Source organism: Aeromonas sp. R10-1 (assembly GCF_040908465.1).
Lineage (GTDB): Bacteria > Pseudomonadota > Gammaproteobacteria > Enterobacterales > Aeromonadaceae > Aeromonas > Aeromonas caviae.
Genome location: NZ_JBFODT010000013.1, coordinates 1 through 25,513, shown reverse-complemented (window position 1 = coordinate 25,513; position 25,513 = coordinate 1). Strand labels below are relative to the sequence as shown.

Sequence of the window (25,513 nt, the reverse complement as noted above, 5' to 3'; positions counted from 1 at the left end):
AACAAAGGTTGAGGATGACTTTGTTATTTTTCAACAATCAGGTTATCCTTTGTACGCCCATTTTTACGCTGGGGCACGGCCACTGACCAGTCAGGGACGTCTGAATTTCGGGTCTTGTATCACTATACAAGGGGCAAGCAACAGATTGCCAACCCTCATAAGGATAAGTTGATAGTTTTTGGACGCACCGCGTCCGGCGCATCCTCCAACCCAACCCAATCTGCGATAGGATTTATTCATGAGTAAGCTGGTTCTTGTTCTTAACTGTGGCAGCTCGTCCCTGAAGTTTGCTGTCATTGACGCAACCACCGGTGATGACCTGCTGTCCGGCCTGGCCGAATGCTTCAACCTCGACGACGCCCGCATCAAGTGGAAGCTGAACGGCGAGAAAGGCAACGCTGATCTGGGTGCCGGTGCCGCTCACCAGGAAGCGCTGGACTTCATCGTTCACAAGATCCTGCCGCTCAACCCGGAACTGTCCAAGAACCTGATCGCCATCGGCCACCGCGTGGTACACGGCGGCGAGCGTTTCACCTCCTCCGTTCGCATCTGTGATGACGTCATTGCCGGCATCGAAGCCGCCATTCCTTACGCACCGCTGCACAACCCGGCTCACCTGATCGGTATCCGTGCCGCCCTGAAGGTCTTCCCGGAACTGGCCGAGAAGAACGTCGCCGTGTTCGACACCGCCTTCCACCAGACCATGCCGGAAGAAGCCTTCCTGTACGCCCTGCCGTACAAGCTCTACAAAGAGAACGGCATCCGTCGCTACGGCGCCCACGGCACCAGCCACTACTACATCAGCCTGGAAGCGGCCAAGCAACTGAACAAGCCGGTGGAAGAGCTCAACATCATCAACTGCCACCTGGGCAACGGCGGCTCCGTCTGTGCCATCAAGAACGGCCAGTCCGTCGACACCTCCATGGGCCTGACCCCGCTGGAAGGCCTGGTGATGGGTACCCGTTCCGGTGACATCGATCCGGCCATCATCTTCTTCCTGCACGACAAGCTGGGCATGAGCGTCGCCGAGATCAACACCATGCTGACCAAGGAATCCGGCCTGCAGGGTCTGACCGAAGTCACCTCCGACTGCCGTTTCGTTGAAGACAACTACGACAGCAAGGAAGAAGCCAAGCGCGCCATGGACGTGTACTGCTACCGTCTGGCCAAGTACATCGGTGCCTACGCCGCCGCCATGGACGGTCGTCTGGATGCCGTGGTCTTCACCGGTGGCATCGGCGAGAACTCCGCCCCGATCCGTGAGATCACCCTGAACAAGCTGGGCCTGCTGGGCTTTGACGTCGACCACGACGCCAACCTGAAGGCTCGCTTCGGCAAGGGCGGCGAGATCACCAAGGCTGGTTCCACCAAGGCCCTGGTTATCCCGACCAACGAAGAGTGGGTCATCGCCCACGACGCGCTGGAACTGGTCGGCGCATAAATTAGCTGTAGAGCAAGGCCGCCCCAGGGCGGCCTTTTCCTGATCCCAAAAAATGAACAAGGGGTAATAAGTGGCACGCACTATTATGCTCATTCCGGTCGGCACTGGTGTCGGCGTAACCTCCGTGAGTCTTGGCGTCGTTCGCGCCATGGAACGTCACGGTGTCAATGTCAGCTTCTTCAAACCGGTCGCCCAGCCGCGTCCGGGTGAAACCGGTACCGAGCGCTCCACCGCCGTGATCCGCGCCGCTGCCAACATCAATCCGCCCGAGCCGTTCGCCCTCTCCTACGCCGAGAACATGATCACCTCCAGCAACACCGACATCCTGCTGGAAGAGATCGTGGCCCGCTTCGAAGAGCACGTGAAGACCAGCGGTGCCGAAGTGGTGGTGATCGAGGGCCTGGTTCCGACCGACAAGCAACCCTTTGCCAACAAGCTGAACTACGACGTCGCCAAGGCGCTGGACGCCGACATGGTGTTCGTGACCCATCCGGGCAACGACTCCAGCCAGAAGCTCAAAGAGCGCATCGAGCTGGCCTGCTCCAACTTCGGTGGCGTCAACAACCCGCGCATCGTGGGCTGCGTCATCAACAAGGTAGGTGCTCCGGTTGACGAGCACGGCGTGACCCGTCCCGACCTGACCGAGATGTTCGAAGCGCACCACCACGGCGCCGACACCGGCCACAACCTGGAAGTGCTGCAGGTCTTCGGCAAGAGTCCGCTGCGCATCCTCGGCTGCATCCCCTGGAACACCCAGCTGATCGCCCCGCGCGCCAAGGATCTCGCCAAGCACCTAGCCGCCAAGATTATCAACAAGGGTGAGCTGGAAAGCCGCCGCCTGCAGACCGTGACCTTCTGCGCCCGCTCAATCCACAACATGATCGAGCACTTCCGTCCGGGCAGCCTGCTGGTGACCTCCGGCGACCGCTCCGACGTCATCGTCTCCGCCTGCCTGTCCGCCATGAACGGCGTCAAGCTGGGTGCCTTGCTGCTGACCGGCAACTACCATCCGGAACCCCAGGTGATGGCACTGTGCCAACAGGCCATGGCCACCGGCCTGCCGATCATGATCACCGGCACCAACACCTGGCAGACCGCCGTCAGCCTGCAGAACTTCAACGTCGACATCCCGGAAGATGACCGCGAGCGTATCGAGCTGGTGCAGGACTACGTTGCTGGTCACATCGACAAGCACTGGATCGAGTCTCTCTCCGCCAAGTCCACCCGCTCCCGTCGCCTGAGCCCGCCGGCCTTCCGCTATCAGCTGACCGAGCTGGCCCGTCAGGCCAACAAGCGCGTCGTGCTGCCGGAAGGGGAAGAGCCGCGCACCATCAAGGCGGCCGCCATTTGTGCCGAGCGTGGCATCGCCCGCCCGGTCCTGCTGGGCAACCCGGACGAGATCCGCCGCGTCGCTGAACAGCAGGGCGTGATCCTGACCGACCGCGTCGAAATCATCGATCCCGTTGCCGTACGCGAGCGTTATGTGGCCCGTCTGGTCGAGCTGCGCAAGAACAAGGGTATGACCGAAGTGGTTGCCCGCGAGCAGCTGGAAGACAACGTGGTACTGGGTACCATGATGCTGGAGCGCAATGAAGTTGACGGTCTGGTATCCGGTGCAGTGCACACTACTGCCAACACCATCCGTCCGCCGATGCAGATCATCAAGACCGCTCCGGGCTCTTCCCTGATCTCCTCCATCTTCTTCATGCTGCTGCCGGACCAGGTACTGGTCTACGGTGACTGCGCCATCAACCCGGATCCCACCGCCGAGCAACTGGCCGAGATCGCCATCCAGTCCGCCGACTCCGCTGCCGCCTTCGGCATCGAGCCGCGCGTGGCCATGATCTCCTACTCCACCGGCACCTCCGGCGCCGGCGCGGACGTGGAGAAAGTGCGTGAAGCGACCGAGCTGGCCAAGGCCAAGCGTCCCGACCTCATCATCGACGGCCCGCTGCAGTACGATGCGGCCATCATGGAGAACGTCGCCAAGTCCAAGGCACCGAACTCCCCGGTTGCCGGCAAGGCCACCGTGTTCGTGTTCCCGGATCTGAACACCGGCAACACCACCTACAAGGCGGTACAGCGCTCCGCCGAGCTGGTCTCCATCGGCCCCATGCTGCAAGGCATGCGCAAGCCGGTCAACGACCTCTCCCGTGGCGCCCTGGTGGACGACATCGTCTACACCATCGCCCTGACCGGCATCCAGGCAGCACAGGCCGAGTAATCGACCCGCAGTCCGATACAATGAAAAACCCGCCGAGAGGCGGGTTTTTTTATGGCTCGCGCCCAGAAATGTTGATCCGCAAGATCAGGTCGGGATCCCGTCCGGATCTACAGACAGATCCGCGTTCCGCCCTTGGCAAGGCACGAGGGATAAGCAAACGCTCACACCCTCGCCAGAGGATTGCACAAATGCGATCCAGCCAGGATCAAATTGAAATATCCCTTTAAGATCATGCGACTAACGCCAGACACACCGCTAATCTACAGAGTTTTCCACAGCTTTTGTGGATAGTTTACCGATCATTTGAAAGAAAATGACAGGTGAAGACCCTCCCTTCCCCCTTCTCTTTCACCCCCTCGATAACCTCCTGATGCTGTGGCCTGCATCCCTACCGGCCCCCCCACTTGCCCGCAACGCTGCCAGACACGAAAAAGGGCTCCGAAGAGCCCTTGAACAGCTATTTTCACATCCGGCCACATCAGGGACGCAGGGATTTGTCCGCCCGGGAGATGCCACAGACACCGGAGCGCACCACTTCGATGATCTCGTTGGTCTGGGCAGCCGTCTTGATGAAGGCGTCCAGCTTTTCGCTGGTCCCGACGAGCTGCACCGTGTAGAGCTCGGGGGTGACGTCGACGATCTGGCCACGGAAGATGTCCGCCAGCCGCTTCAGTTCGTCACGTGCACCACCGGCGGCGCGCGCCTTGACCAGCGCGATCTCCCGCTCGATGTGCTCACCCTCGCTCAGGTCACACACCTTGAGCACGTCCACCAGCTTGTGCAGCTGCTTCTGGATCTGCTCCAGCACCCGCTCATCCCCCATGGTGACGATGGTCATGCGGGACAGAGTGGGATCCTCGGTGGGGGCCACCGTCAGGGTCTCGATGTTGTAGCCGCGCTGGGAGAAGAGACCTACCACACGGCTCAGGGCACCGGATTCGTTCTCCAGCAGAACGGAAATTATATGTCTCATCAGGTTCTCTCCGTCTTGCTCAGCCACATCTCGTCCATGGCACCAAATTTGATCTGCATCGGATAGACGTGCTCGTCCGGATCGACCGAGATGTCCATGAACACCAGTCTGTCCTTCATGGCAAAGGCCTTCTCCATGGCGCTCTCCAGCTCCGCCGGATCGCTCACCGCAATGCCGACGTGGCCATAGGCTTCCGCCAGCTTGACGAAGTCAGGCAGGGATTCCATGTAGGAGTGGCTGTGACGGCCACCGTAGAACATCTTCTGCCACTGCTTGACCATGCCCAGCGCACGGTTGTTGATGGAGATGATCTTGATGGGCACCCCGTACTGCATGCAGGTGGAGAGCTCCTGAATGTTCATCTGCACCGAGCCGTCGCCGGTGACGCAGCAGACCACCGCATCCGGGTTGGCAAACTGGGCGCCCATGGCGGCAGGAATGCCGAACCCCATGGTGCCGAGACCACCTGAGTTGATCCACTGACGTGGTTTGGCAAACGGGTAGTAGAGGGCGGCAAACATCTGATGCTGGCCCACGTCGGAGGCGACGAACGCCTCCCCCTTGGTCACCTTGTAGAGAGTCTCGATGACCTGCTGCGGCTTGATCAGGGTGGGATGGGTTTCGTAGGCCAGGCAGTTGCGGGAGCGCCACTGGTTGATCTGCTCCCACCAGTCCGCCAGCGCCTGCTTGTCGTTGTCAAAGCCGCACTCGCGGATCACTTCCAGCATCTGTTCCAGCACGGTTTCCACCGAGCCGACGATGGGCACATGGGCCTGTACCGTCTTCGAGATGGAGGTGGGGTCGATGTCGATGTGGACTATGGTAGCGTTGGGGCAGAACTTGGCTACGTTGTTGGTCACGCGATCATCGAAGCGGGCACCTACAGCGAAGATGAGATCCGCGTTGTGCATGCTCTTGTTCGCTTCGAAGGTGCCGTGCATGCCGAGCATGCCGATGAACTGCGGATGGGTGCCGGAGAAGGCGCCCAGCCCCATGAGCGTGGTGGTCACCGGCAGGTTCAGCAGCTCCGCCAACTTGGTCACCAGGTGCTCCGCATTGGCGTTGATGGCGCCGCCACCCACGTACATGACCGGGCGGCTCGCCTCGGTCAGCAGCTTGGCAGCCCGCTTGATCTGGCCCTTGTGTCCGGCCTTGGTCGGGTTGTAGGAGCGCAGGGAAACGGACTCGGGATACTGATAGGGGAACTTCTCTTTCGGATTCTGCACGTCTTTGGGCAGATCCACCACCACGGGCCCCGGGCGGCCACTGGCGGCAATGTAATAGGCCTTCTTGATGGCCTCGGGAATGTCGCTGGCTTTCTTGCACAGGAAGCTGTGCTTCACCACCGGGCGGGAGATGCCGATCATGTCGGTCTCCTGGAACGCATCCTCCCCGATCATGCTGGTCGGCACCTGGCCGGACAGGATCACCAGGGGAATGGAATCCATGTAGGCGGTGGCGATCCCCGTGATGCAGTTGGTGGCGCCGGGACCCGAGGTCACCAGCACAGTGCCCACCTTGCCGGTGGAGCGGGCGTAACCGTCCGCCATGTGCACTGCGGCCTGCTCGTGCCGCACCAGGACATGCTCCATCTTGCCGTTTTCGAAGAGAGCGTCATAGATGTCGAGCACTGAGCCACCAGGGTAGCCGAAAACGTGTTCCACTCCCTGATCTTCCAGCGCTCTAACCACCATCTGGGCGCCTGATAACATCTCCATGATAAAGCCCTCCAGGCTTTGCTCCGTTAAGCGAAAGCTATCGACAGTCCGCTGCTTCCCGGCAGCGCCGATCCGAGTCTTGTTGTTGTCTGCAGGCAGATCAGGCGAGTTCGGAGCCGTCGATAGTAGAAAAATAGGGGTTTTCCATCATTCACCCGAAAAGCGGGTGAAAAACCAACTTAACCCGCCCGTGAACGCTTGTCCACGGCTTTGTCTGGCCATAACAGTCATAAATTTCAAACAGCTATTAACATTCAGTGACTTGGCCACCAGACGGGCAACAAAGAGGGGCCCTGGGGGGAACAACCAGCGGATCATGCTGCCCGCGTCGGTCAGGAACAAAATAAACGGCCCACCCCGAGGGGGTGGGCCGTCAAAAACTGGCTGGTTTCACTGCTCGTCTTCGGGTTCTGCCAGCCAGATCTGCTGATCCGGATCCGTCTCTTCGCAGACCGAAATGCTGACACCCATGTCGAGCAGCTCATGCAGGGTGAGATTGTCTGCCAGAGTCATGGTGTCGCCGTTTTCATTGGTAAAGCGCATGGTGTCCGTCCTCTCCGTGGTGGGATCGACTCAGTTTAGTCAAAGGCGCTGAGTTGGGATAACCAGGGACGCTCCTGGCCGGTACGGCTGGCAAGCTCCCCCAGGCTGTCACACACCTCCTCCGGAAAGAGAGTCCTGCCCCAGAGGCGGCGGGAGAGCGCCCCCACCTCCTCCCCTGCCCCGGCCAGCAACCAGTCGGCCAGCTCTCCTGCCACATCGGGATAGCGTACCCTGCCAGGAGAAGGGGCCTCCAGCCAGCTTCGCACCGCATTGGCATCCAGGCTGTCCATCAACTGGGCCAGCCCCATCAGCTCCAGGGTCCTGCCGTTGGTCAACTGCTCAAACTGGCCACCAAGGGGTTTGACCAGCAGCTTCTTGCCAAGGGAGAGCGCCTCGGAGGCAAGCTCGAATCCCGCATTGCTGATGACCCCGCGACAACCGGCCAGCGCCAGCTTGAACCCCTCTCTGGCCTGAGGTTCAAAGCGGATGTTGCGCCACTCGCTGCGCTTGCGCACCTCGGGATGGAAGCAGATGAACGACTGCGTGCTGAAACGCGACAACAGGGCCGCGATCGTCTCTGTCTGCTCGAATGGCAGATAGACCAGAATCTGCTGGTTGTCCGGCACCGGCTCGAGGGGATCGACGATGGGAGGCAGCAGGGGCTGGCCGAAATGGAACCAGTGCAGCCCCAGGGACTGGCGTACCGGCGCAAAATGGCGCATCAGCTGGCGGTTGAAGCCGCTCTCCCCCCAGCGCGGGATCGGCCAGTCGAAGCTCGCCTGATGGCTGATGGTGAGGCTGGGTTTGCCCCAGCGGCGAGCTGCATGGGCACTGAGCGGCTCGAAGTCGCTGATGACCAGATCGTACTCGCGACAATCGAGGGCACGCAGATCTTGCCAGAAACGCAGGGGAGAGAGTCCCTTGAGGGTGCGCCAGCCCGAGATGCGCCCCTGATGGCTGGCGAAAGTGATACCGGGGAAGGTGCGATAATCCCCGAACTCCCCCATCTCGAAGTAGCCGTCGGCGGCGCGCCCGCTGAACAGATAGTCCACCGCCACGCCCCTGCTCTTCAATGCGCGCGCCAGGGTCCGGCTGCGACTGATATGACCGTTGCCGGTCCCCTGAACGCCGAACAGTATCCTCATCCCTGGCTCCAACCCAGCGCCCAGAGGGCGCAACCACCACCAAGCAGCGCCCCGGCCACCAGATCGCTCAGATAATGCACCCCGAGCAGCAGGCGGGACGCCCCCACCAGCGCGGCCCAGACAAACAGCAGCGGTGCCCAGAGCGAGAAACTGGCGGCCAGTACGGTCGCCATCAGAAAGGCGGCCGCGGTATGGCCCGAGGGCAGGCTGTAACGATCCGACGGGGTGATGAAGACAGGCAGCCCTGCCGGGCGCTGGCGTTTGAGGGCATTCTTGAGCAGCAGGTAGAGCGGCAACTCGAGGGCAAACGCCCAGAGCGCCACCCTGACCGCCTCCTGCCCGGCGCTCCCCTGCCACCAGAGCAGGCAGGCCGCCACGGCATAGAGGGGGCCGTCACCGGTACGGGAGACAAGCCGGCTTATCCTGGCCTGCGGCTGATTGTAGGGGTGGAGCAGGCAGGCACGGCACACCCGCAGGTCCCATTGCTGGATCTTGTTCATCACGGCCCTCCCTTGCATCCTGAGTGCAGACTAGGAGGGCGGCATGACACTTCGTTGACGCCCAGATAACAGATTGATGAAAAAAAGGGCCCAGGGGCCCTTTTTCATCCGTCATCCCGAAAAAGTCAGTTCAGGGCACCGCGCAGGCCGTTTTCCATCAGGCGGCAGTTGTGGGCCGCGAGGCGGCTCATGAAGTGCTCGTCCACCGTCAGACCAAACACCTGTTCGTAGAGATCCTTCATCACGAAAGGCTGCCACATCATGCTGAGGAAGGAGATCTTCAGCATCTCGGGGTCCAGGTTGTCCGCCAGCTGGCCGTTGGAGCGCATGGATTCGAGCAGGGCATCGAACTGGGGAAGTTGGCGATCCAGCAGGCGGCTCAGCACAAAATCACGCCCCGGGCTCTTTTCAGTGGACAATGCGCTGGAGATGGCGGAGGTCAGCTCGCTGTTGGGCGCCATCACCTGATAGTAGGTGTTGAGCAGATCGGTCAGGCTGCGATTGCTGCTCTCGTCGTGCCAGGCTTGCTCGAGGGGCTCGGCCACATCCCCCAGCACCGCCTTGTAGAGGCCTTCCTTGCTGCCGAAGTAGTAGTGGATCATCGCCAGATTGGAGCCTGCCAGCTCGGCAATCTCGCGGGTCGTCACCTTGCTGTAGGGGGTGTTGAGAAAACGTTCGCGTGCGGCGGCAAGCAGCTTGTCACGAATGTCGGAACGTCCGACTGGACGGCCAGGTCTGCGTTTTTCCATGGAATACCTCAGATAATTCAGCAAGGGCTGATAAGTCGATCTGATTGTGCGGGTGATCGAGTACAGCAGGAATGACCAGATAATCAGGCATGAACCGAATATGGGACAAGAGAATTTGCACTCCTTTACAATCCGATTAAATAAACCAGTGGATTGAACCTGTCCATTCCGGTTGACACAGCATAAAAATCTCGTTATTGGTAGTAGCGTTATCGACTGGAAGGATTGAGACATCATGCGTATTGCCGCTCCGCTACTACTGCTCTCCCTAATCGCGACTCCTCGCGCGGGATCCTTGTAGCCGGGCTAAGGCATAGCCGGAATTTACAGAAACCCGTGCACCCCGCACGGGTTTTTTTATGCCATGCAGGATGCACGCAGCGAACTTAGGAAGAGGGAAGTCACATGTCAGATCGGGTCATCATATTCGACACCACCTTGCGTGATGGTGAGCAGGCGCTGTCGGCCAGCTTGACGGTCAAGGAGAAGCTGCAGATCGCCCAGGCGCTGGAGCGGCTCGGTGTCGATATCATGGAAGTGGGTTTCCCTGTCTCCTCCCCCGGCGATTTTCAATCGGTTCAGACCATCGCCCGCCACATCAAGAACAGCCGGGTCTGCGCCCTGGCTCGCGCCCTGCAAAAAGACATCGATGCCGCCGGCGAAGCCTTGAAAGTGGCAGAGGCGTTTCGCATCCATACCTTCATCTCCACCTCCTCCATCCACGTGGAGAGCAAGCTGAAAAAGAGCTTCGAAGACGTGCTGGAGATGGGGGTCGGCGCCATCAAGCACGCCTTGCGCTACACCGATGACGTGGAGTTCTCCTGCGAAGATGCGGGCCGCACCCCGATAGACAACCTGTGCCGCATGGTGGAAGCCGCCATCAAGGCCGGCGCCCGCACCATCAACATTCCTGACACCGTGGGCTACACGGTGCCGACCGAATTTTCCGGCATCATCCACACCCTGTTCAACCGGGTGCCCAACATCGACAAGGCCATCATCTCGGTGCACTGCCACGACGATCTGGGCCTCTCGGTGGCCAACTCCATCAGTGCCGTGCAGATGGGGGCCCGCCAGATCGAGTGCACCATCAACGGCATCGGCGAGCGTGCTGGCAACTGCTCTCTGGAAGAGGTCGCGATGATCCTGAAAACCCGCGCCGACCTGCTCGGGGTACACACCAACATCCGCCACAGCGAGATCCATCGCACCAGCACCCTCGTCAGTCAAATCTGCAACATGCCGGTGCAGCCCAACAAGGCCATCGTCGGCGCCAACGCCTTCTCCCACAGCTCAGGCATCCATCAGGACGGCGTGCTCAAGGCGAAGAACACCTATGAAATCATCACCCCCGAGAGCATCGGTCTCACCCAGAACAACCTCAACATGACCTCCCGCTCCGGCCGCCACGTCATCAAGCACCGGATGGAGTCCATGGGCTACGCCGAGAGCAGCTACGACCTCGACGATCTCTACGCCAAGTTCCTCACCCTGGCCGACAAGAAGGGCCAGGTGTTCGACTACGACCTGGAGGCCCTCGCCTTCTTCAGCCAGATCCACGAGGAGCCCGAGCACTTCAAGCTGGAGTACCTCGGCGTGCAGAGCGGCAGCTCGGTGCTCGCCACCGCCTCGGTCAAGCTCAAGGTAGGCCAGGATCTGGTGTGCGAGGCCGCCACCGGCAACGGCCCGGTGGATGCGGTCTACCAGTGCATCAACCGCATCACCGGCTACGAGATCCGCATCGATAAATACGAACTCAAAGGCAAGGGCGAGGGCAAGAACGCCCTCGGCCAGGTGGACATCGTCGCCGAGTACAAGGGGCGCAAGTTCCACGGCATGGGGCTGGCCACCGACATCATCGAATCCTCGGCCCAGGCCCTGGTCCACGTGATCAACAGCATCTGGCGCGCGGACCAGGTCGCCGAGCAGATGGAGCGCAACCACACCATCAAATCGGAAACCGTCTGAGCCCGCCGCCGGACAAGATGACAACATGACATGGGGAGGACCGGGGCCAGGGCAGTGGCCCGGACCGGCCTCCCGGATGAAACGGAATCACACTATCAAGACGGAGAGAGTATGAGCAGTTATCGGATCGCAGTATTGCCGGGTGACGGCATTGGCCCGGAAGTGATGGCTGAGGCCATCAAGGTACTGGAAAAGGTGCAGACCAAATTCGGCTTCTCCCTCGACTATGACCGTCACGACGTCGGCGGCATCGCCATCGACAACCACGGCACACCGCTGCCCCAGAGCACGATCAAAGGCTGCGAAGCGGCCGATGCGGTGCTGTTCGGATCGGTGGGTGGCCCCAAGTGGGAGCACCTGCCGCCCAACGATCAGCCGGAGCGCGGTGCCCTACTGCCCCTGCGTGCCCACTTCAAACTGTTCTGCAACCTGCGCCCGGCCCGCATCTACACCGGTCTGGAGCAGTTCTCCCCGCTGCGTGCCGACATCTCCGATCGCGGCTTCGACATCGCCTGCGTGCGCGAGCTGACCGGCGGCATCTATTTCGGCCAGCCCAAGGGGCGTGAAGGGGAAGGCGCCACCGAGAAGGCCTTCGACACCGAGGTGTACCACCGCTTCGAGATCGAGCGCATCGCCAAGATAGCGTTTGAATCGGCCCGGGTGCGCAAGTCTAGGGTCACCTCCATCGACAAGGCCAACGTGCTCGCCTCCTCCATCCTGTGGCGCGAGGTGGTGACCGAGGTCGCCAAGTCCTACCCGGACGTCGCCCTGAACCACATGTACATCGACAACGCCACCATGCAGCTCATCAAGGATCCGTCCCAGTTCGACGTGCTGCTCTGCTCCAACCTGTTCGGTGACATCCTCTCCGACGAGTGCGCCATGATCACTGGCTCCATGGGCCTGCTCCCCTCCGCCAGCCTCAACGAATCCGGCTTCGGCCTGTTCGAGCCGGCCGGTGGCTCGGCCCCGGATATCGCCGGCAAGGGGATTGCAAATCCCATCGCCCAGATCCTCTCCGCCGCCCTGATGCTGCGTTACAGTCTCGGCCAGGAAGCCGCCGCCCAGGCCATCGAGCAGGCCGTGGCCCAGACCCTGGCAGAAGGCTATTTCACCGCCGACCTGCATCAGGCCAGCGCCACGCACCCGGTGCAGAGCACGGCCGACATGGGCAGCCAGATCGCCGCGCGCATCTGATCCCACGGCATCGATAACAAGGAAACCGAGCAATGTCCAAGACCCTCTATCAGAAAGTGTTCGACGCCCACGTGGTGCGGGAGGTGGAAGGGGAAACCCCTCTCATCTACATCGACCGTCATCTGGTGCATGAAGTGACCAGCCCCCAGGCATTCGACGGCCTGCGCGCCATGAACCGCCAGCTGCGTCGCCCGGATCTGACCTGGGCCACCATGGATCACAACGTCTCCACCACCACCAAGGACATCGCCGCCTCCGGCGAGATGGCCCGCATCCAGATGGAGACACTCGCCGCCAACTGCAAGGCGTTCGGGGTTCGTCTCTATGACTTGAACCACAAATATCAGGGCATCGTCCACGTGATGGGCCCCGAGCTCGGCATCACATTGCCCGGCACCACCATCGTCTGCGGTGACTCCCACACCGCCACCCACGGCGCCTTCGGCTCGCTCGCATTCGGTATCGGCACCTCCGAGGTGGAACACGTGATGGCCACCCAGACCCTGAAACAGGGCCGCGCCAGGACCATGCGTATCTCTGTCAACGGCAAGCTGGCCGCAGGCATCAGCGCCAAAGACGTGGTGCTCGCCATCATCGGCAAGGTGGGTCACGCAGGCGGGACCGGCTACGTGGTGGAGTTCGCCGGTGAAGCCATCGAGGGGCTCACCATGGAAGGGCGCATGACGGTGTGCAACATGGCCATCGAGCTCGGCGCCAAAGCGGGCATGATTGCCCCCGACCAGACCACCATCGACTACATCCGTGGCAAGGAGTTCGCTCCCAAGGGGGAGGCGCTGGAGCAGGCCATCGCCTACTGGCTGACCCTCAAGAGCGACGAAGGTGCCCACTTCGATGCCGAAGTGGTGCTCGACGCCGCCGACATCGCCCCGCAAGTGACCTGGGGAACCAACCCGGGCCAGGTGATTGCCGTCAATGAGCCCATCCCTGCACCGGAATCCTTCGCCGATCCGGTGGAGCAGCAGTCCGCCCGCAAGGCCCTCGCCTACATGGACCTGCAACCGGGTCAGAAGCTCTCCGACGTGGCCATCGACAAGGTGTTCATCGGTTCGTGCACCAACAGCCGCATCGAGGATCTGCGCGCTGCCGCCGCCATCGCCCGCGGTCGCAAGGTCGCCGCAGGGGTACAGGCCCTGGTGGTGCCGGGCTCCGAGCAGGTGAAGGCCCAGGCCGAGGCCGAGGGGCTGGACAAGATCTTCATCGAGGCAGGCTTTGAGTGGCGCTTGCCCGGCTGCTCAATGTGTCTGGCCATGAACAACGACCGGCTGCAACCGGGGGAGCGCTGCGCCTCCACCAGCAACCGCAACTTCGAGGGGCGTCAGGGTCGTGCCGGCCGCACCCACCTGGTGAGCCCGGCCATGGCCGCCGCCGCCGCAGTCACCGGCCGCTTCGCCGACATTCGTGCGCTGTAACGACAAGGAGAACATGATGACAGGTTTCAAACAGCATAAAGGGATCGTCGTTCCCCTCGACAGCGCCAACGTCGACACCGACGCCATCATTCCCAAGCAGTTCCTGCAGAAGGTGAACCGCATCGGCTTTGGCAAGCACCTGTTCCACGACTGGCGCTTCCTGGACGATGCAGGGGAGCAGCCCAACCCGGAGTTCGTGCTGAACAAACCGCAATTCGCCGGTGCCAGCATCCTGTTGGCCCGCGAGAACTTCGGCTGCGGCTCGAGTCGCGAGCACGCCCCCTGGGCGCTGGCGGACTACGGCTTCAAGACCATGATCGCCCCGAGCTTTGCCGACATCTTCTACGGCAACGCCATCAACAACGGCATGGTGCCGGTTCGTCTGAAGGAGGAGGAGGTCGACGCCCTGTTCCAGCTGGTCGCCGCCCAGCCGGGCATCGAGATCGAAGTGGATCTGGAGGCCAACCAGGTGCGTGCAGGCAGCCTCACGTTCGGCTTCGAAATCGACGAGTTCCGTCGCTACTGTCTGCTCAACGGGCTGGATGCCATCGGTCTGACCCTGCAGCACGAGGCCGCCATCAGCGCCTTCGAGGCGAAGCAGCCAAGCTGGATTTGACGAGCCTGCGACAAGAAAGCGAGTAGAATCAACAGGGAGCCGAGGCTCCCTGTTTTATTGTCGGGTCGCTGTACAAAGCCCGCCACCTCTGCATGTCCGACAGGAGACACCTATGTCCGCAAGGGGCGCCCTTTCATTGCTCTGCCTGCTGCTCAGCCTCCCGGCCCTGGGCGGGCAGACCTCTTTCACCAACAGTGGCGGTCAGCTCAACGTCGGCTGGCAGGACAGGGAGGGCAAGGCGCAGCAGCTCAGCTATCGGCTGGAGGCGGGCAAGCTGCCCCCTCTCATCGCTTACCGTCCGGCCAGGATGCAGGAAGACGTACTGCAAAGCCTGCTGCAACAGGCCCCCCTGGCGTTCCCCGAGGTGCAGTTCTCCCTCGTTCGCCCCGCCATGAGCCTCAGCATCAAGAGCCGCAACGCCGACAAGGCGCGGGAAGCCTCCCAATGGGTCAAGCCCGAGCAGGCCAAACTGGAGGCCGCCTGGCTCACGCAGCACTACTTCCAGCCCTTCACTGCCCCCGACGGCGCTCCCGCCATCAAGCAGGATCATGTGCGCATCGCCCTGGAGAGCCGGGACGAACTGGCCCCGTTGATGGAGCAGCTCAAGCAGGAAGGGGCCACCGAGACCGAGGCGCGCCAAAAGACGGTGGCCCACATGCTCGACTTCATCCAGGCCATCCCTTATCAACTGCTCGACAGCCAGTCGGGCCGCTCTGGCAAGGGGTTTCTGAGCCCGCGCCAGGTGCTGGAGCAGAACCGGGGAGATTGCGACAGCAAGGTGACCCTGATGGCCGCCCTGCTGGCCCAGGGGTATCCCGATCTCAAGCAGGCCATGGTGTTCGTGCCGGGACACGCCCTGCTGGGGGTGGCCCTGCCAGCCAAACCGGGAGACGCCACCTTGAGCCGGGCGGGGGAGATCTACCTCCTGATGGAGCCGACCGGCCCGGCCCAGCTGCCCATGGGCCAGCTCGCGCCCACCAGCAAGACGCTGGTCGACAGCGGCCAGTTGAGCGTGCAGCCGGTGCAGGATGAGGGGAAATGAGACAGGCCAGCCCATGGCTGGCCTGTCTCGAGGAGGACGGGCGCCCGGGTCTCAGGTGAGGGAGAGAAACTCCAGCGCCAGCAGGAGACCGTCTTCTTCCTCCAGCACCCGCACGATGCGAGCCTGGGCCTCGAAGGGAGGCAGAAGATTGCTGCTGGTCGCCAGGCTCACCCGGATGGGCTGGGCCAGATCGAACGCGTGCTTGTTCACCTCGACGCCCATGCCGTTGGCGCTGAGATCCCGGCAGACCCCCTCCAGCACCTGCTGATGCTGGAACAGGGTGACGGGGGCATTGATGACCATGCGCTGGAAGGCACGTCTTTCCTTGGTGCTGGTGATCACTGGGGACTTCCTCCTTGGTGGTGGCTCGCACGATGCGGCCCGTGAAACATAGTGCTGGCCTCCCCCCAGGAACGCCAATACAATGCGATGCGTTGCTCAAACGGGGTGCGGTTTACCGCTGAGATTATACCCGTGAACCTGATCCAGATAATGCTGGCGGAGGAATTTGAGGCATGGCGCGCGTTTTTTGTGCCCTCATCCGCCGGCGCTCACCACACGCGAGGTGCCATTGATGAGCACCCCGACATCCACAGGAGTGCCATTGATGAAGACCCTGCTGCTGATCGCCACCAGCCTGCTCTCTGCCCAGGCGTTTGCCGCCGACACCCTCACCGTCTACACCTACGGCTCCTTCGCCGCCGAATGGGGGCCGGGCCCCAAGATCAAGCAGGCCTTCGAGAAGGAGTGCGGCTGCACCCTCAATCTGGTGCCCCTCGAGGATGGCGTCGCCATCCTCAACCGGCTGCGGCTGGAAGGCCAGCACAGCAAGGCCGACATGGTGCTGGGGCTGGACGATGCCCTCATCAGCGAGGCCAAACAGAGCGGCCTGTTCGCCCCCCATTCCACCAGGCTCGATGGCCTCAAGGTGCCGGGTGGCTGGCAAGACGACACCTTTGTCCCCTATGACTACGGCTACTTCGCCTTCGTCTATGACAGCAACAAGCTCAAGCAGCCCCCCAAGAGCCTGAAGGAGCTGGTGGCGCGCCCCGATATCAAGGTGATCTATCAGGATCCCCGCACCTCCACCCCTGGTCAGGGGCTGATGCTCTGGATGAAGTCGGTCTACGGGGATGAGGCCCCTGCCGCCTGGGCCACGCTTGCCAAAAAGACGGTCACCGTCACCAAGGGGTGGTCAGAGGCCTACGGCATGTTTCTCGACGGCGAGGCGGACATGGTGCTCTCCTACACCACCTCCCCCGCCTATCACCTGATCGCCGAAAACAAGCCCCAGTACCGGGCGGCCGCGTTCGAGGAGGGGCACTACCGCCAGGTGGAAGTGGCGGCCAAGCTCAAGGGCGCCACACAGGGCAAACTGGCTGACCAGTTCCTGCAATTCATGGTGAGCCCCGCCTTCCAGAACGAGATCCCCGGCGGCAACTGGATGTATCCGGTGACAGACGTGGTGCTGCCCAAGGGGTTCGAACAGATGATCACCGTAGCTAAGCCGCTCACCTTCAGCTCTGACGAGGTGGCCGCCAACCGCAAGGGGTGGATCCGCGAATGGCTGCAAGCCGTCACCCAGTGAGTTCAGGTCGTCGTTCCCTCTGGTGGCTGCCCGGCAGTGCAGCCACCCTGGTCATCCTGCTGCTCTCCATTGGGCCGCTGGTCGCCCTGTTGTGGCAGGCGGGGGCCCTCTCCCCCCGCGCCCTGCTAGGCGATCCCTACCTGCGCCACGTGCTGGGTTTCAGCCTCTGGCAGGCACTGCTCTCCACCCTGCTGAGCCTGGTGCTTGCCATCCCGGTGGCCAGGGCCCTGGCGCGACGCCGTTTCACCGGACGCCGCCTGCTGCTCAAGCTGTTCGGCCTCTCCCTGGTGCTACCGGTCATCATCGCCATCTTCGGCATGGTGGCGGTGCACGGTCGCCAGGGCTGGCTGCCGCAACTGCTGCACGGCCTGGGCCTGGACCCCGGCAACTATCTCTATGGCCTGTTCGGCATCCTGCTGGCCCATGTCTTCTTCAACATGCCGCTGGCCGCCCGCCTCATCCTGCAGAGCATAGAGAGCATCCCCGAGTCCTCCTGGCGCCTCGCCAGTCAGCTCGGCATGCGCTCCTCCCACATCTTCCGGCTGCTAGAGTGGCCGCTCATCCGCGGCATCTTGCCGGGGCTAGCCAGCCTCATCTTCATGCTCTGCTTCACCAGCTTCACCACAGTGCTGGCGCTCGGGGGCGGCCCCAAGTCCACCACACTGGAGGTAGCTGTCTACCAGGCGCTGCGCTTTGACTTCGATCTCGCCACCGCTGGCGGGCTCGCCCTGGTGCAACTGCTGCTGACCCTGGCCCTGCTCCTGCTGCAACACAAGCTGCAGACCACCCCGGCCAGTCGCCTCACCAGCCGTCGCCCCTGCCTGCGTCCCGACAGACACCAGAAGGGCAGCGCTCTGGTGGATGGGCTGGCCCTGACCATGGGGCTCGCCATTTTCCTGCCGCCCCTGCTGGCCATCGTGGTCGCCGGGTTCAACCCCGGTCTGCTGGCGGCGCTCGGCTCACCCCGGCTGTGGCAGGCAGGGGGGCAGTCTCTGGGCATAGCCCTGGCGGCGGGCTCCCTGGCCACCCTGCTCGGCGCCGGACTGCTGCTCACCAGCCGGCATCTGAGGGTGCGGGATCGCAAACGGCGGGCCGCCGCCCTGTGGGAAGCCTGCGGCTCCATGATCCTGATGATCCCGGCGGTGGTGCTCTCCACCGGCCTCTTCATCCTGTTCATGCCTTTCACCGACGTCTTTGCCCTGGGCCCCTGGCTGGTGGTGCTGGTCAACGCCCTGATGGCGCTGCCCTATGTGCTGCGCACCCTCTCGGCCCCCATGCAACTGGTGGTGCACCAGTACGATCGGCTGGCGGACAGCCTGGGGGTGCGCGGCCTGCATCGCCTGCGCCTGGTGGAGTGGCCCCTGCTGCGCCGTCCGCTGGCCCTGGCCATGGCGCTCTCGATGATATTGTCCCTCGGGGATCTCGGGGCCATCGCCATGTTCGGCAGCCAGACCCTCACTACCCTGCCCTGGCTGCTCTATCAACAGCTCGGCAGCTACCGGCTGACCGAGGCGGCCGCCACCGCCCTGCTGCTGCTCACCCTCTGCTTCTCCCTGTTCTGGCTGGTGGAGCGGGGACTGGGAGGCAGGCATGTGGATCACTGATCCCCGGCGGCATTGCCGCCTCCCTACCCCCAGGATCCGGCCGGGCACGCCTCTGGGGCGCCCCTTGGGGCAGTCACTCACGCTGCCTTTCATCAATTTTTCTTACTTGTTGTTCTATAAAGCCACATTCAGGAGCCAAACATGCTGGTAATTGAGGAACTGGTCACCAGTTATCCCGACTGGCAGGTGACCTTCAGCGCGACCTTGCCCAAGGGGGAGATCACCGCCCTCATCGGTCCGAGCGGCGCCGGCAAGTCCACCCTGCTCGGCATGATCGCGGGCTTCGTGCCGGTGGAGTCGGGCACCCTCACCTTCGACGGCCAGGATCTGCTGTCACTGGGCCCCGCCGAGCGCCCGGTCACCACCCTGTTCCAGGATCACAACCTCTTCCTGCACCTGTCGGTGTTCGACAACATCGCCATCGGCCTGCATCCCGGCCTGCGCTTGAATTCGGCCCAGAAAAGGCAGGTGCAGGAGGCCGCTGACAAGGTGGGCCTGGGGGAGATGCTGACGCGCCTGCCGGAGCAGCTCTCCGGCGGCCAGCAGCAGCGGGTGGGGCTGGCCCGCGCCCTGGTGCGGGGCAGGCCGCTGCTGCTGCTGGACGAGCCCTTCTCGGCCCTCGATCCGGCCCTGCGCCGGGAGATGCTGGCGGAGGTCGCCCGCCTCGCCTGCGAGCAGGGCATCACCGTGCTGATGGTCTCTCACAACCCCGAGGATGCCCAGCTCATCGCCGATCAGGTGCTCTTCATCGACGCGGGACGCATCGCCTTGCAGGGCAAGCCGGATATCCTGCACAGTAGCGATCACCCCGGGCTGCTACGCTACCTGGGCCGCGCTCTGGCGCCACAGTGAAGGGCTGACAAGCTGATGGTATCTCCCTGTCGTTCCCAGGACGATGCCCAGCTCATCGCCGATCAGGCGCTCTTCATCGACGCAGGGCGCATCGCCTTGCAGGGCAAGCCGGATATCCTGCACAGCAGCGATCACCCCGGGCTGCTGCGCTACCTGGGCCGACCGAGAGAGGCATGAGATAGGCGGGATCAAAAAAGGGGAAGCCGTCCGGCTTCCCCTTTCTCATGCAGAGATCCCGTCAAATCAGAGATTTTCCTCGGCGAACGAAGCCAGCCTGCTGCGCACCACCCCGTTCAGGAAGATGTTGGCACTGCCGTCGAAGTCCTTGAACCGCTCGACGATGTAGGTCAGCCCCGAGGTCACCGGGCTCAGGTAGTTGGAGTCTATTTGTGCCAGGTTGCCGGAGCAGACGATCTTGGTCCCCTCCCCGCAGCGGGTGATGATGGTCTTGATCTGGGACGCGGTCAGGTTCTGGCACTCATCCAGCAGCACGAAGGTGTTCTGGATGCTGCGCCCGCGCATGAAGTTGACCGATTTGAACTGGATATTGGCCTTCTCCATGATGTAGCTGAGCGACCCGCTCATGTTCTCGTCCTGCTTGTGCAGCACCTCCAGGGTGTCGGTCACCGCCGCCAGCCAGGGCATCATCTTCTCCTCCTCGGTGCCGGGCAGGAAGCCGATGCTCTCGGCAATTTCCGGGGTATTGCGGGTGACGATCACCTTCTCGTAGATCCCCTTCTCGATCACCAGCTCCAGCGCCGCCGCCATGGCGAGCAGGGTCTTGCCGCAGCCCGCCGGGCCGGTCAGGATCACCAGGTCGATATGCGGATCCAGCAGGGCATCCAGCGCCATGCCCTGATAGACGTTCTTGGGATGCACTCCCCAGGCCTTGCGGGACATCAGCCGCTCGCGGCCGAGATCTTTCAGGCGGATCTTGTTGCCGTCGTGGCTCAGCACCCGCGCGGCAAAGAAGTTCTCCTCGTCCAGGAGGTACTGGTTGACGTGGACTCCCTCCAGCAGGTTGGCATCGATGACGTGGACCGTATCGCGGCCATGGGTTTCGCTGTCGCACTCACCGACCCGCTCCCAGAAGCTGCCGGGCACCACCTGGAAGCCCTTGGCGAGCAGGCGGATGTCGTCGATGAGCTGGTCGCTGCGGTAATCCTCCACATGGGCAAGACCTGCTCCCTTGGCCTTGAGGCGCATGTTGATGTCTTTGGTGACCAGCACCACCTGACGCTTCATCTCGTGCTTTTGCAGGTAAAGGGCGGCGTTGATGATGCGGTTGTCCGCCTCCTTGTCGGTGAACACCTCGGCATCCTGAGGCAGATGGTGGTCGCTGAAGATGGAGATACGACCGCTCGCCTCGCCGGCCAGCGCCACTCCTTGCACTATCTGCTCCGGAGTCGCATCGCGGAAGACATCTTCCAGGGCACGGATGGCGATGCGGGCATCACGGCTGACGTCCTTCTGGCGATCCTTGATGTTGTCGAGCTCTTCGAGCACCGTCATGGGGATGAGCACGTCGTGCTCTTTGAAGGAGTAGATGGCGAGGGGTTCGTGAAGCAGAACGTTGGTATCCAGGATAAACAGCTTTCGGTCCGTGTTGTCCATAAGCATCCTCCTTGGCACTGAAGGTGCCACGTGTGTGAATCTCAGATGTCATTGAAACCACACGGCCGTGACAGTTTTATTACCCCCAACGCTACGCCCGAATTTACCGGTGCGCAACAAATCGCTGCCATCATGGGCGTCGTTCGAACATAAAATCAGCAATGAAAAGGCCGGCATGTTGCCGGCCTTTGGTGGCAATCAGCACCTCAACCGCACTTGGAATCCCCGCAATTGAGACAGGTCATGCAGCCATCCTTTTGCACCAGCGCCTTGGTGTGGCACTTGTAGCAGAGCGCGGCACTGGGTGGGAAACCGCTGCCCGCCGGCTGCTCTTCTGCCTGTTGCTGTGCCTGCAATTGCGCCTGCTTCTCGGCCAGGAACGCCTGCTGGTGCTCGTCCAGCCCGGGCACCTTGAGCATGCCGATCTCGGTGAGATGGGTTTCGATCACGTTGCCAATTTCGGCGATGAGAGAGGGCACGTACTTGCCCTTATTCCAGTAGCCCCCTTTGGGATCGAACACGGAGCGCAACTCCTCCACCAGAAAGGTGACGTCCCCTCCCTTGCGAAACACCGCCGAGATGATGCGGGTCAGCGCCACTATCCACTGATAGTGCTCCAGGCTCTTGGAGTTGATGAAGATCTCGAACGGGCGCCGGGTCTCGTGCACCGTGCCCTCGTTGAGAATGATGTCGTTGATGGTGATGAACAGCGAGTGCTCGGAGACATGCTCCGGCGTTTTCAGCTTGTAGGTGGTGCCCATCAACCGTTCCGGGCGCAGCACGGTTTCATGCATGTGCACCACGTCATCCTTGGGCGTCGGCGCATCTTGCGGCTCATCCCGGGTTTTTACCTTGTAGGCGACGATTTTTCTGTCGATCTTCTTGACCATGTCTCGTCCTCAGAACTTGCCGTAATAGCCTTCTTTCAAGGCGTCATAGAGATTGGCTGCGGTGTGCAGCTCGCCATCGTATTCGATCTCCTCGTTCCCCTTCGCCGTGATGACGGTGCCATCTTCCAGGGTGAACTCGTAACTGGTGTTCTCCAGATCCTTCTCCTTCACCAGCACGCCCTGGAAGGCGGCCGGGTTGAAGCGGAACGTGGTACAGCCCTTGAGGCCGGAGTCCGAGGCATAGAGGTAGATATCCTTGAACTGCTCGAACGGAAAATCGGTCGGCACGTTGGCGGTCTTGGAGATGGAGGAGTCGATCCAGCGCTGGGCCGCCGCCTGGATATCCACGTGCCCGGTCGGCGTGACGTCGTCCGCGGTGATGAAGTAATCCGGCAGGCGGCTACCCTCCTCCTCGGCATAGGGCATGGCGGCCGGGTTCACCAGCTCGCGATAGGCCAGCAGCTCGAAGGAGTAGACATCCACGCTCTCCTTGCTCTTCTTGCCCGGCTTGATGACATTGCGGCTGTAGTGGTGGGCAAAGCTCGGCTCGATGCCGTTACTGGCGTTGTTGGCGAGCGACAGGGAGATGGTACCGGTCGGCGCTATGCTGCTGTGATGGGTGAAGCGTCCACCCACCTCAGCCAGCTCGGCCACCAGAGCGGGATCCACCTCGGCCACCTGCTGCATGTAGCGGCTGTAGCGGGCATGCAACACCTTGCCCTTCACCTTGTCGCCGAGCTTGATGCCATCTGCCGCCATTTCGGGGCGCAGACGCAGCATCTTGCCGGTGACTTCGAACTCCTGCTCCATGATGGGGGCCGGCCCCTTCTCCTTCGCCAGACGCAGAGACTCCTGCCAGCCGGTCATCGCCAGCTCCTGGGAGACCTGTTCGGTGAAGGCGACGGAGGCCGCAGAGCCGTACTTGATGCGCAGCATGGTGAGGGTCGAGCCCAGCCCCAGGAAGCCCATGCCGTGGCGACGCTTGGCGGTGATCTCCTCGCGCTGCTTGGCCAGCGGCAGCTGGTTTATCTCCACCACGTTGTCGAGCATACGGGTGAAGATGGCCACCACCTTGCGAAACGCGGGCCAGTCGAAGGCGGCCTGCTCGGTGAAGGGATCGCGCACGAAGGTGGTCAGGTTGACCGAGCCCAGCAGACAGGCCCCATAGGGCGGCAGAGGCTGTTCACCGCAGGGGTTGGTGGCACGGATCTCTTCGCAGAACCAGTTGTTGTTCATCTGGTTCACCTTGTCGATCAGGATGAAACCGGGCTCCGCATAGTCGTAGGTAGAGGTCATGATGACGTTCCACAGCTTGCGCGCGGGCAGGGTCTTGTAGACCTTGCAGGCCACCTGGCCCAGCTCGTTGATCACCACACCCTCCTTGTTGGGCCAGTCCGCCCAGACCACCCTCGCAGGGTCATCCAGCGCGATGCCATCCTGCTCCACCTCCTTGGCGGTGTAGGGGAAGATCAGTTGCCAGGGGGCATCCTCCTTCACCGCACTGACGAACTCTTCCGTGATGAGCAGGGAGAGGTTGAATTGACGCAGGCGACCATCCTCCCGCTTGGCCTGGATGAACTCGACGACATCGGGGTGACGGATATCCATGGTGCCCATCTGGGCGCCACGACGGCCACCGGCAGAGGAGACGGTAAAGCACATCTTGTCGTAGATATCCATGAAGGAGAGCGGCCCGGAGGTATAGGCCCCCGCTCCCGAAACGAAGGCTCCGCGCGGTCGCAGGGTTGAAAAATCATAGCCGATGCCACAACCCGCCTTCAGGGTCAGCCCCGCCTCGTGCACCTTGCCGAGGATATCGTCCATCGAATCCTCAATGGTGCCGGAGACGGTGCAGTTGATGGTGGAGGTCGCCGGCTTGTGCTCAAACGCCCCGGCGTTGGAGGTGATACGGCCCGCCGGAATAGCACCATTGCGCAGGGCCCACAGGAAGGGTTCATACCAGGTGTCGGGGTCGCGCTCCTGCGCAGCCAACGCGCGAGCGACACGCTGGTAGGTCTCGTCGATGGAGCCGTCGATGGGGGCGCCATCCTTGCTCTTGAGACGATACTTGCTGTCCCAGATCTCGAGAGACGTCTCCTGCAGAGGGATCTGGCGGCTGGCGGTGACGCCCTCCAGTACCGGAATGGATTTAGCCATGGTCAATCAACCTCCTGTGAATGGGGCAATATCGTGACAAGAATACTACCAGTAGTAAATTTAAGAACTTAAAACACAATATGTTGTGATTCATCCGTCGTAAGGGCGCCGATTCTATCCTAAAAAAATGCCCCGGCCAGCAGATTTCTGGGCCAGGGCATTTAACCGGTTCAATTTCCGAGAGATTTAAAGCGAGAGACTATCTCAGGGTTTCTTGACGTATACGCTCGGTGTCTCACCCGCCATATTCAGATAGAACTCATAGACGCCATCCGCCTCGGGCGAGAACTTCATGTCCTCATACTTGGAGCACGGGTTGACTGGTACAGGTTCCCCGCCGAGCACGGCAACGCCATCGCTCGGGCTCTTGTAACCGAAGTTGGTGCCACAACTCCAGCCGGAGTCGGCAAACTTGAACTTGTAAGGAGCCCACTCTTTCTTGAGCGTCCCCTTGGCCATATAGAGCTTGTCGGCAACCTTGACGACCTTGCTTTCGTCGGTGGCCATCCAGTCGTTCATCTCACCACGCAGGTAGATGGACTTGCCGCCGAAGTCGCTGTTGTCCGCCGCCGCCTGCTCTGCACCACCATTGGATGCGCAACCGCCTAATACCAGGGTTCCCGCCGCCAGCATCATCGTTACTGTTCTTTTGAACATGTGTCCATTCCTCAAATTATTGTGATTCCTTGGTCCATCGATGTGGACCCGGGAATTAAACCAGAGCAGGCATGACAAGAAAGGTAGAAGCATCACATTCTGTGCTTTTTATATCCAGAATGCAGGCTTTCGAATAGATGTTGAGCAGAGACAGGCCACAAACAAGTCGATATTGGCTGGGATGATGAATGCGAGTATCAGAAAACACGGCGAGAAACAGCACCATAGTGCCCGTTTGCCCTCCAGTGAGGGCTAAATTTCAGGCAATAAAAAAACCCCGCTCGAGTGAGCGGGGTTTCTTGTATTGGGTGCCTGGCAGTGTCCTACTCTCGCATGGCGAATGCCACACTACCATCGGCGCTACCGCGTTTCACTTCTGAGTTCGGCATGGGATCAGGTGGTTCCACGGCGCTATTGCCGCCAGGCAAAATCTTAATCTAGAAAGCTGACGTGAATAACGACTTGGTCATTATCACTGAATTAGTAGTTCGTTCATTCGCTACAAGGCCCAGAACACTTCTTGGGTGTTGTATGGTTAAGCCTCACGGGTAATTAGTATGGGTTAGCTCAACGTATCGCTACGCTTACACACCCCACCTATCAAC

22 protein-coding genes, 2 rRNA genes and 1 riboswitch are annotated in these 25,513 nt (G+C 61.6%); of the genes, 11 read left to right on the top strand and 13 right to left on the bottom strand.

What is annotated here, in order from left to right:
- Nucleotides 1-238 precede the first annotated feature (238 nt).
- Together AB5Y93_RS05080 and pta are read left to right on the top strand one after the other, a co-directional pair.
- Nucleotides 239-1,441: an acetate kinase gene (locus AB5Y93_RS05080; protein ID WP_010673162.1), complete on the top strand. Its 1,203-nt coding sequence runs from the start codon at nt 239-241 to the stop codon at nt 1,439-1,441.
- Nucleotides 1,442-1,511: 70 nt separating this feature from the next.
- A complete protein-coding gene (gene pta / locus AB5Y93_RS05075) occupies nt 1,512-3,665 on the top strand; it encodes a phosphate acetyltransferase (protein WP_041211116.1) in 2,154 nt (717 codons plus the stop codon).
- A gap of 478 nt (nt 3,666-4,143) precedes the next feature.
- Here pta and ilvN read toward each other — a convergent pair whose 3' ends face one another.
- From ilvN to AB5Y93_RS05045, 6 genes are all read right to left on the bottom strand, one after another.
- On the bottom strand, nt 4,144-4,638 hold the full coding sequence (ilvN, locus tag AB5Y93_RS05070) for an acetolactate synthase small subunit (RefSeq protein ID WP_010673160.1): 495 nt from the start codon (nt 4,636-4,638) through the stop codon (nt 4,144-4,146).
- Entirely contained in the window at nt 4,638-6,356 is a 1,719-nt protein-coding gene (locus AB5Y93_RS05065) for an acetolactate synthase 3 large subunit (protein ID WP_368228900.1), read from the bottom strand. The genes ilvN and AB5Y93_RS05065 overlap by 1 nt, the downstream gene beginning before the upstream one ends.
- Before the next feature lie 390 nt (nt 6,357-6,746).
- Nucleotides 6,747-6,899, bottom strand: a complete 153-nt coding sequence (locus AB5Y93_RS05060) for a hypothetical protein (RefSeq protein ID WP_010673158.1) — start codon at nt 6,897-6,899, stop codon at nt 6,747-6,749.
- Nucleotides 6,900-6,934: 35 nt separating this feature from the next.
- A complete protein-coding gene (locus AB5Y93_RS05055; protein ID WP_029313827.1) occupies nt 6,935-8,044 on the bottom strand; it encodes an MJ1255/VC2487 family glycosyltransferase in 1,110 nt (369 codons plus the stop codon).
- On the bottom strand, nt 8,041-8,544 hold the full coding sequence (locus tag AB5Y93_RS05050; RefSeq protein WP_368228899.1) for a phosphatase PAP2 family protein: 504 nt from the start codon (nt 8,542-8,544) through the stop codon (nt 8,041-8,043). The genes AB5Y93_RS05055 and AB5Y93_RS05050 overlap by 4 nt, the downstream gene beginning before the upstream one ends.
- 125 nt (nt 8,545-8,669) lie before the next feature.
- Nucleotides 8,670-9,293 (bottom strand): TetR/AcrR family transcriptional regulator, encoded by a 624-nt coding sequence (locus AB5Y93_RS05045; protein WP_010673155.1) that lies wholly within the window; start codon nt 9,291-9,293, stop codon nt 8,670-8,672.
- A gap of 405 nt (nt 9,294-9,698) precedes the next feature.
- On the opposite strand from AB5Y93_RS05045, the gene leuA reads away from it, so the two are divergent.
- From leuA to AB5Y93_RS05020, 5 genes are all read left to right on the top strand, one after another.
- Complete coding sequence (gene leuA, locus AB5Y93_RS05040; RefSeq protein ID WP_010673154.1) at nt 9,699-11,261, top strand: 2-isopropylmalate synthase; 1,563 nt, start codon at nt 9,699-9,701, stop codon at nt 11,259-11,261.
- 111 nt (nt 11,262-11,372) lie between these two features.
- Nucleotides 11,373-12,458, top strand: a complete 1,086-nt coding sequence (gene leuB, locus AB5Y93_RS05035; protein WP_039041178.1) for a 3-isopropylmalate dehydrogenase — start codon at nt 11,373-11,375, stop codon at nt 12,456-12,458.
- Nucleotides 12,459-12,490: 32 nt separating this feature from the next.
- Nucleotides 12,491-13,888 (top strand): 3-isopropylmalate dehydratase large subunit, encoded by a 1,398-nt coding sequence (gene leuC, locus AB5Y93_RS05030; RefSeq protein WP_041211113.1) that lies wholly within the window; start codon nt 12,491-12,493, stop codon nt 13,886-13,888.
- 16 nt (nt 13,889-13,904) lie between these two features.
- Nucleotides 13,905-14,504 (top strand): 3-isopropylmalate dehydratase small subunit, encoded by a 600-nt coding sequence (gene leuD, locus AB5Y93_RS05025; RefSeq protein ID WP_039041180.1) that lies wholly within the window; start codon nt 13,905-13,907, stop codon nt 14,502-14,504.
- 112 nt (nt 14,505-14,616) lie between these two features.
- Complete coding sequence (locus tag AB5Y93_RS05020) at nt 14,617-15,546, top strand: transglutaminase domain-containing protein (protein ID WP_167825205.1); 930 nt, start codon at nt 14,617-14,619, stop codon at nt 15,544-15,546.
- Between the two features lie 51 nt (nt 15,547-15,597).
- Here AB5Y93_RS05020 and AB5Y93_RS05015 read toward each other — a convergent pair whose 3' ends face one another.
- Nucleotides 15,598-15,888 (bottom strand): PilZ domain-containing protein, encoded by a 291-nt coding sequence (locus AB5Y93_RS05015; protein WP_039041182.1) that lies wholly within the window; start codon nt 15,886-15,888, stop codon nt 15,598-15,600.
- A 91-nt stretch (nt 15,889-15,979) separates the two neighbouring features.
- Nucleotides 15,980-16,070, top strand: a riboswitch (TPP riboswitch).
- 83 nt (nt 16,071-16,153) lie between these two features.
- Between AB5Y93_RS05015 and thiB the strand changes: the two genes are divergently transcribed.
- From thiB to AB5Y93_RS04995, 4 genes are all read left to right on the top strand, one after another.
- A complete protein-coding gene (thiB, locus tag AB5Y93_RS05010; protein WP_284488309.1) occupies nt 16,154-17,134 on the top strand; it encodes a thiamine ABC transporter substrate binding subunit in 981 nt (326 codons plus the stop codon).
- The gene (gene thiP, locus AB5Y93_RS05005; protein ID WP_368228898.1) at nt 17,110-18,738 is read left to right on the top strand and encodes a thiamine/thiamine pyrophosphate ABC transporter permease; all 1,629 of its coding nucleotides are present in this window, start codon (nt 17,110-17,112) and stop codon (nt 18,736-18,738) included. The genes thiB and thiP overlap by 25 nt, the downstream gene beginning before the upstream one ends.
- 141 nt (nt 18,739-18,879) lie before the next feature.
- Nucleotides 18,880-19,590, top strand: a complete 711-nt coding sequence (thiQ, locus tag AB5Y93_RS05000; RefSeq protein WP_368228897.1) for a thiamine ABC transporter ATP-binding protein — start codon at nt 18,880-18,882, stop codon at nt 19,588-19,590.
- Between the two features lie 15 nt (nt 19,591-19,605).
- On the top strand, nt 19,606-19,767 hold the full coding sequence (locus tag AB5Y93_RS04995; protein ID WP_164882719.1) for a hypothetical protein: 162 nt from the start codon (nt 19,606-19,608) through the stop codon (nt 19,765-19,767).
- Between the two features lie 66 nt (nt 19,768-19,833).
- On the opposite strand, the gene AB5Y93_RS04990 is transcribed toward AB5Y93_RS04995, so the two are convergent.
- The 6 genes from AB5Y93_RS04990 to AB5Y93_RS04965 all read right to left on the bottom strand — a co-directional run.
- Nucleotides 19,834-21,204 (bottom strand): PhoH family protein, encoded by a 1,371-nt coding sequence (locus AB5Y93_RS04990; protein WP_010673145.1) that lies wholly within the window; start codon nt 21,202-21,204, stop codon nt 19,834-19,836.
- Nucleotides 21,205-21,410: 206 nt separating this feature from the next.
- Entirely contained in the window at nt 21,411-22,094 is a 684-nt protein-coding gene (locus AB5Y93_RS04985; protein ID WP_045523810.1) for an NrdJb, read from the bottom strand.
- A gap of 9 nt (nt 22,095-22,103) precedes the next feature.
- Nucleotides 22,104-24,251: an adenosylcobalamin-dependent ribonucleoside-diphosphate reductase gene (locus AB5Y93_RS04980; protein ID WP_052816555.1), complete on the bottom strand. Its 2,148-nt coding sequence runs from the start codon at nt 24,249-24,251 to the stop codon at nt 22,104-22,106.
- A 204-nt stretch (nt 24,252-24,455) separates the two neighbouring features.
- Nucleotides 24,456-24,908: a pullulanase gene (locus AB5Y93_RS04975; protein WP_029313820.1), complete on the bottom strand. Its 453-nt coding sequence runs from the start codon at nt 24,906-24,908 to the stop codon at nt 24,456-24,458.
- A gap of 310 nt (nt 24,909-25,218) precedes the next feature.
- Nucleotides 25,219-25,333: ribosomal RNA gene (gene rrf, locus AB5Y93_RS04970) — 5S ribosomal RNA — on the bottom strand.
- 106 nt (nt 25,334-25,439) lie between these two features.
- Nucleotides 25,440-25,513, bottom strand: a 23S ribosomal RNA gene (locus AB5Y93_RS04965); the annotation flags it as partial.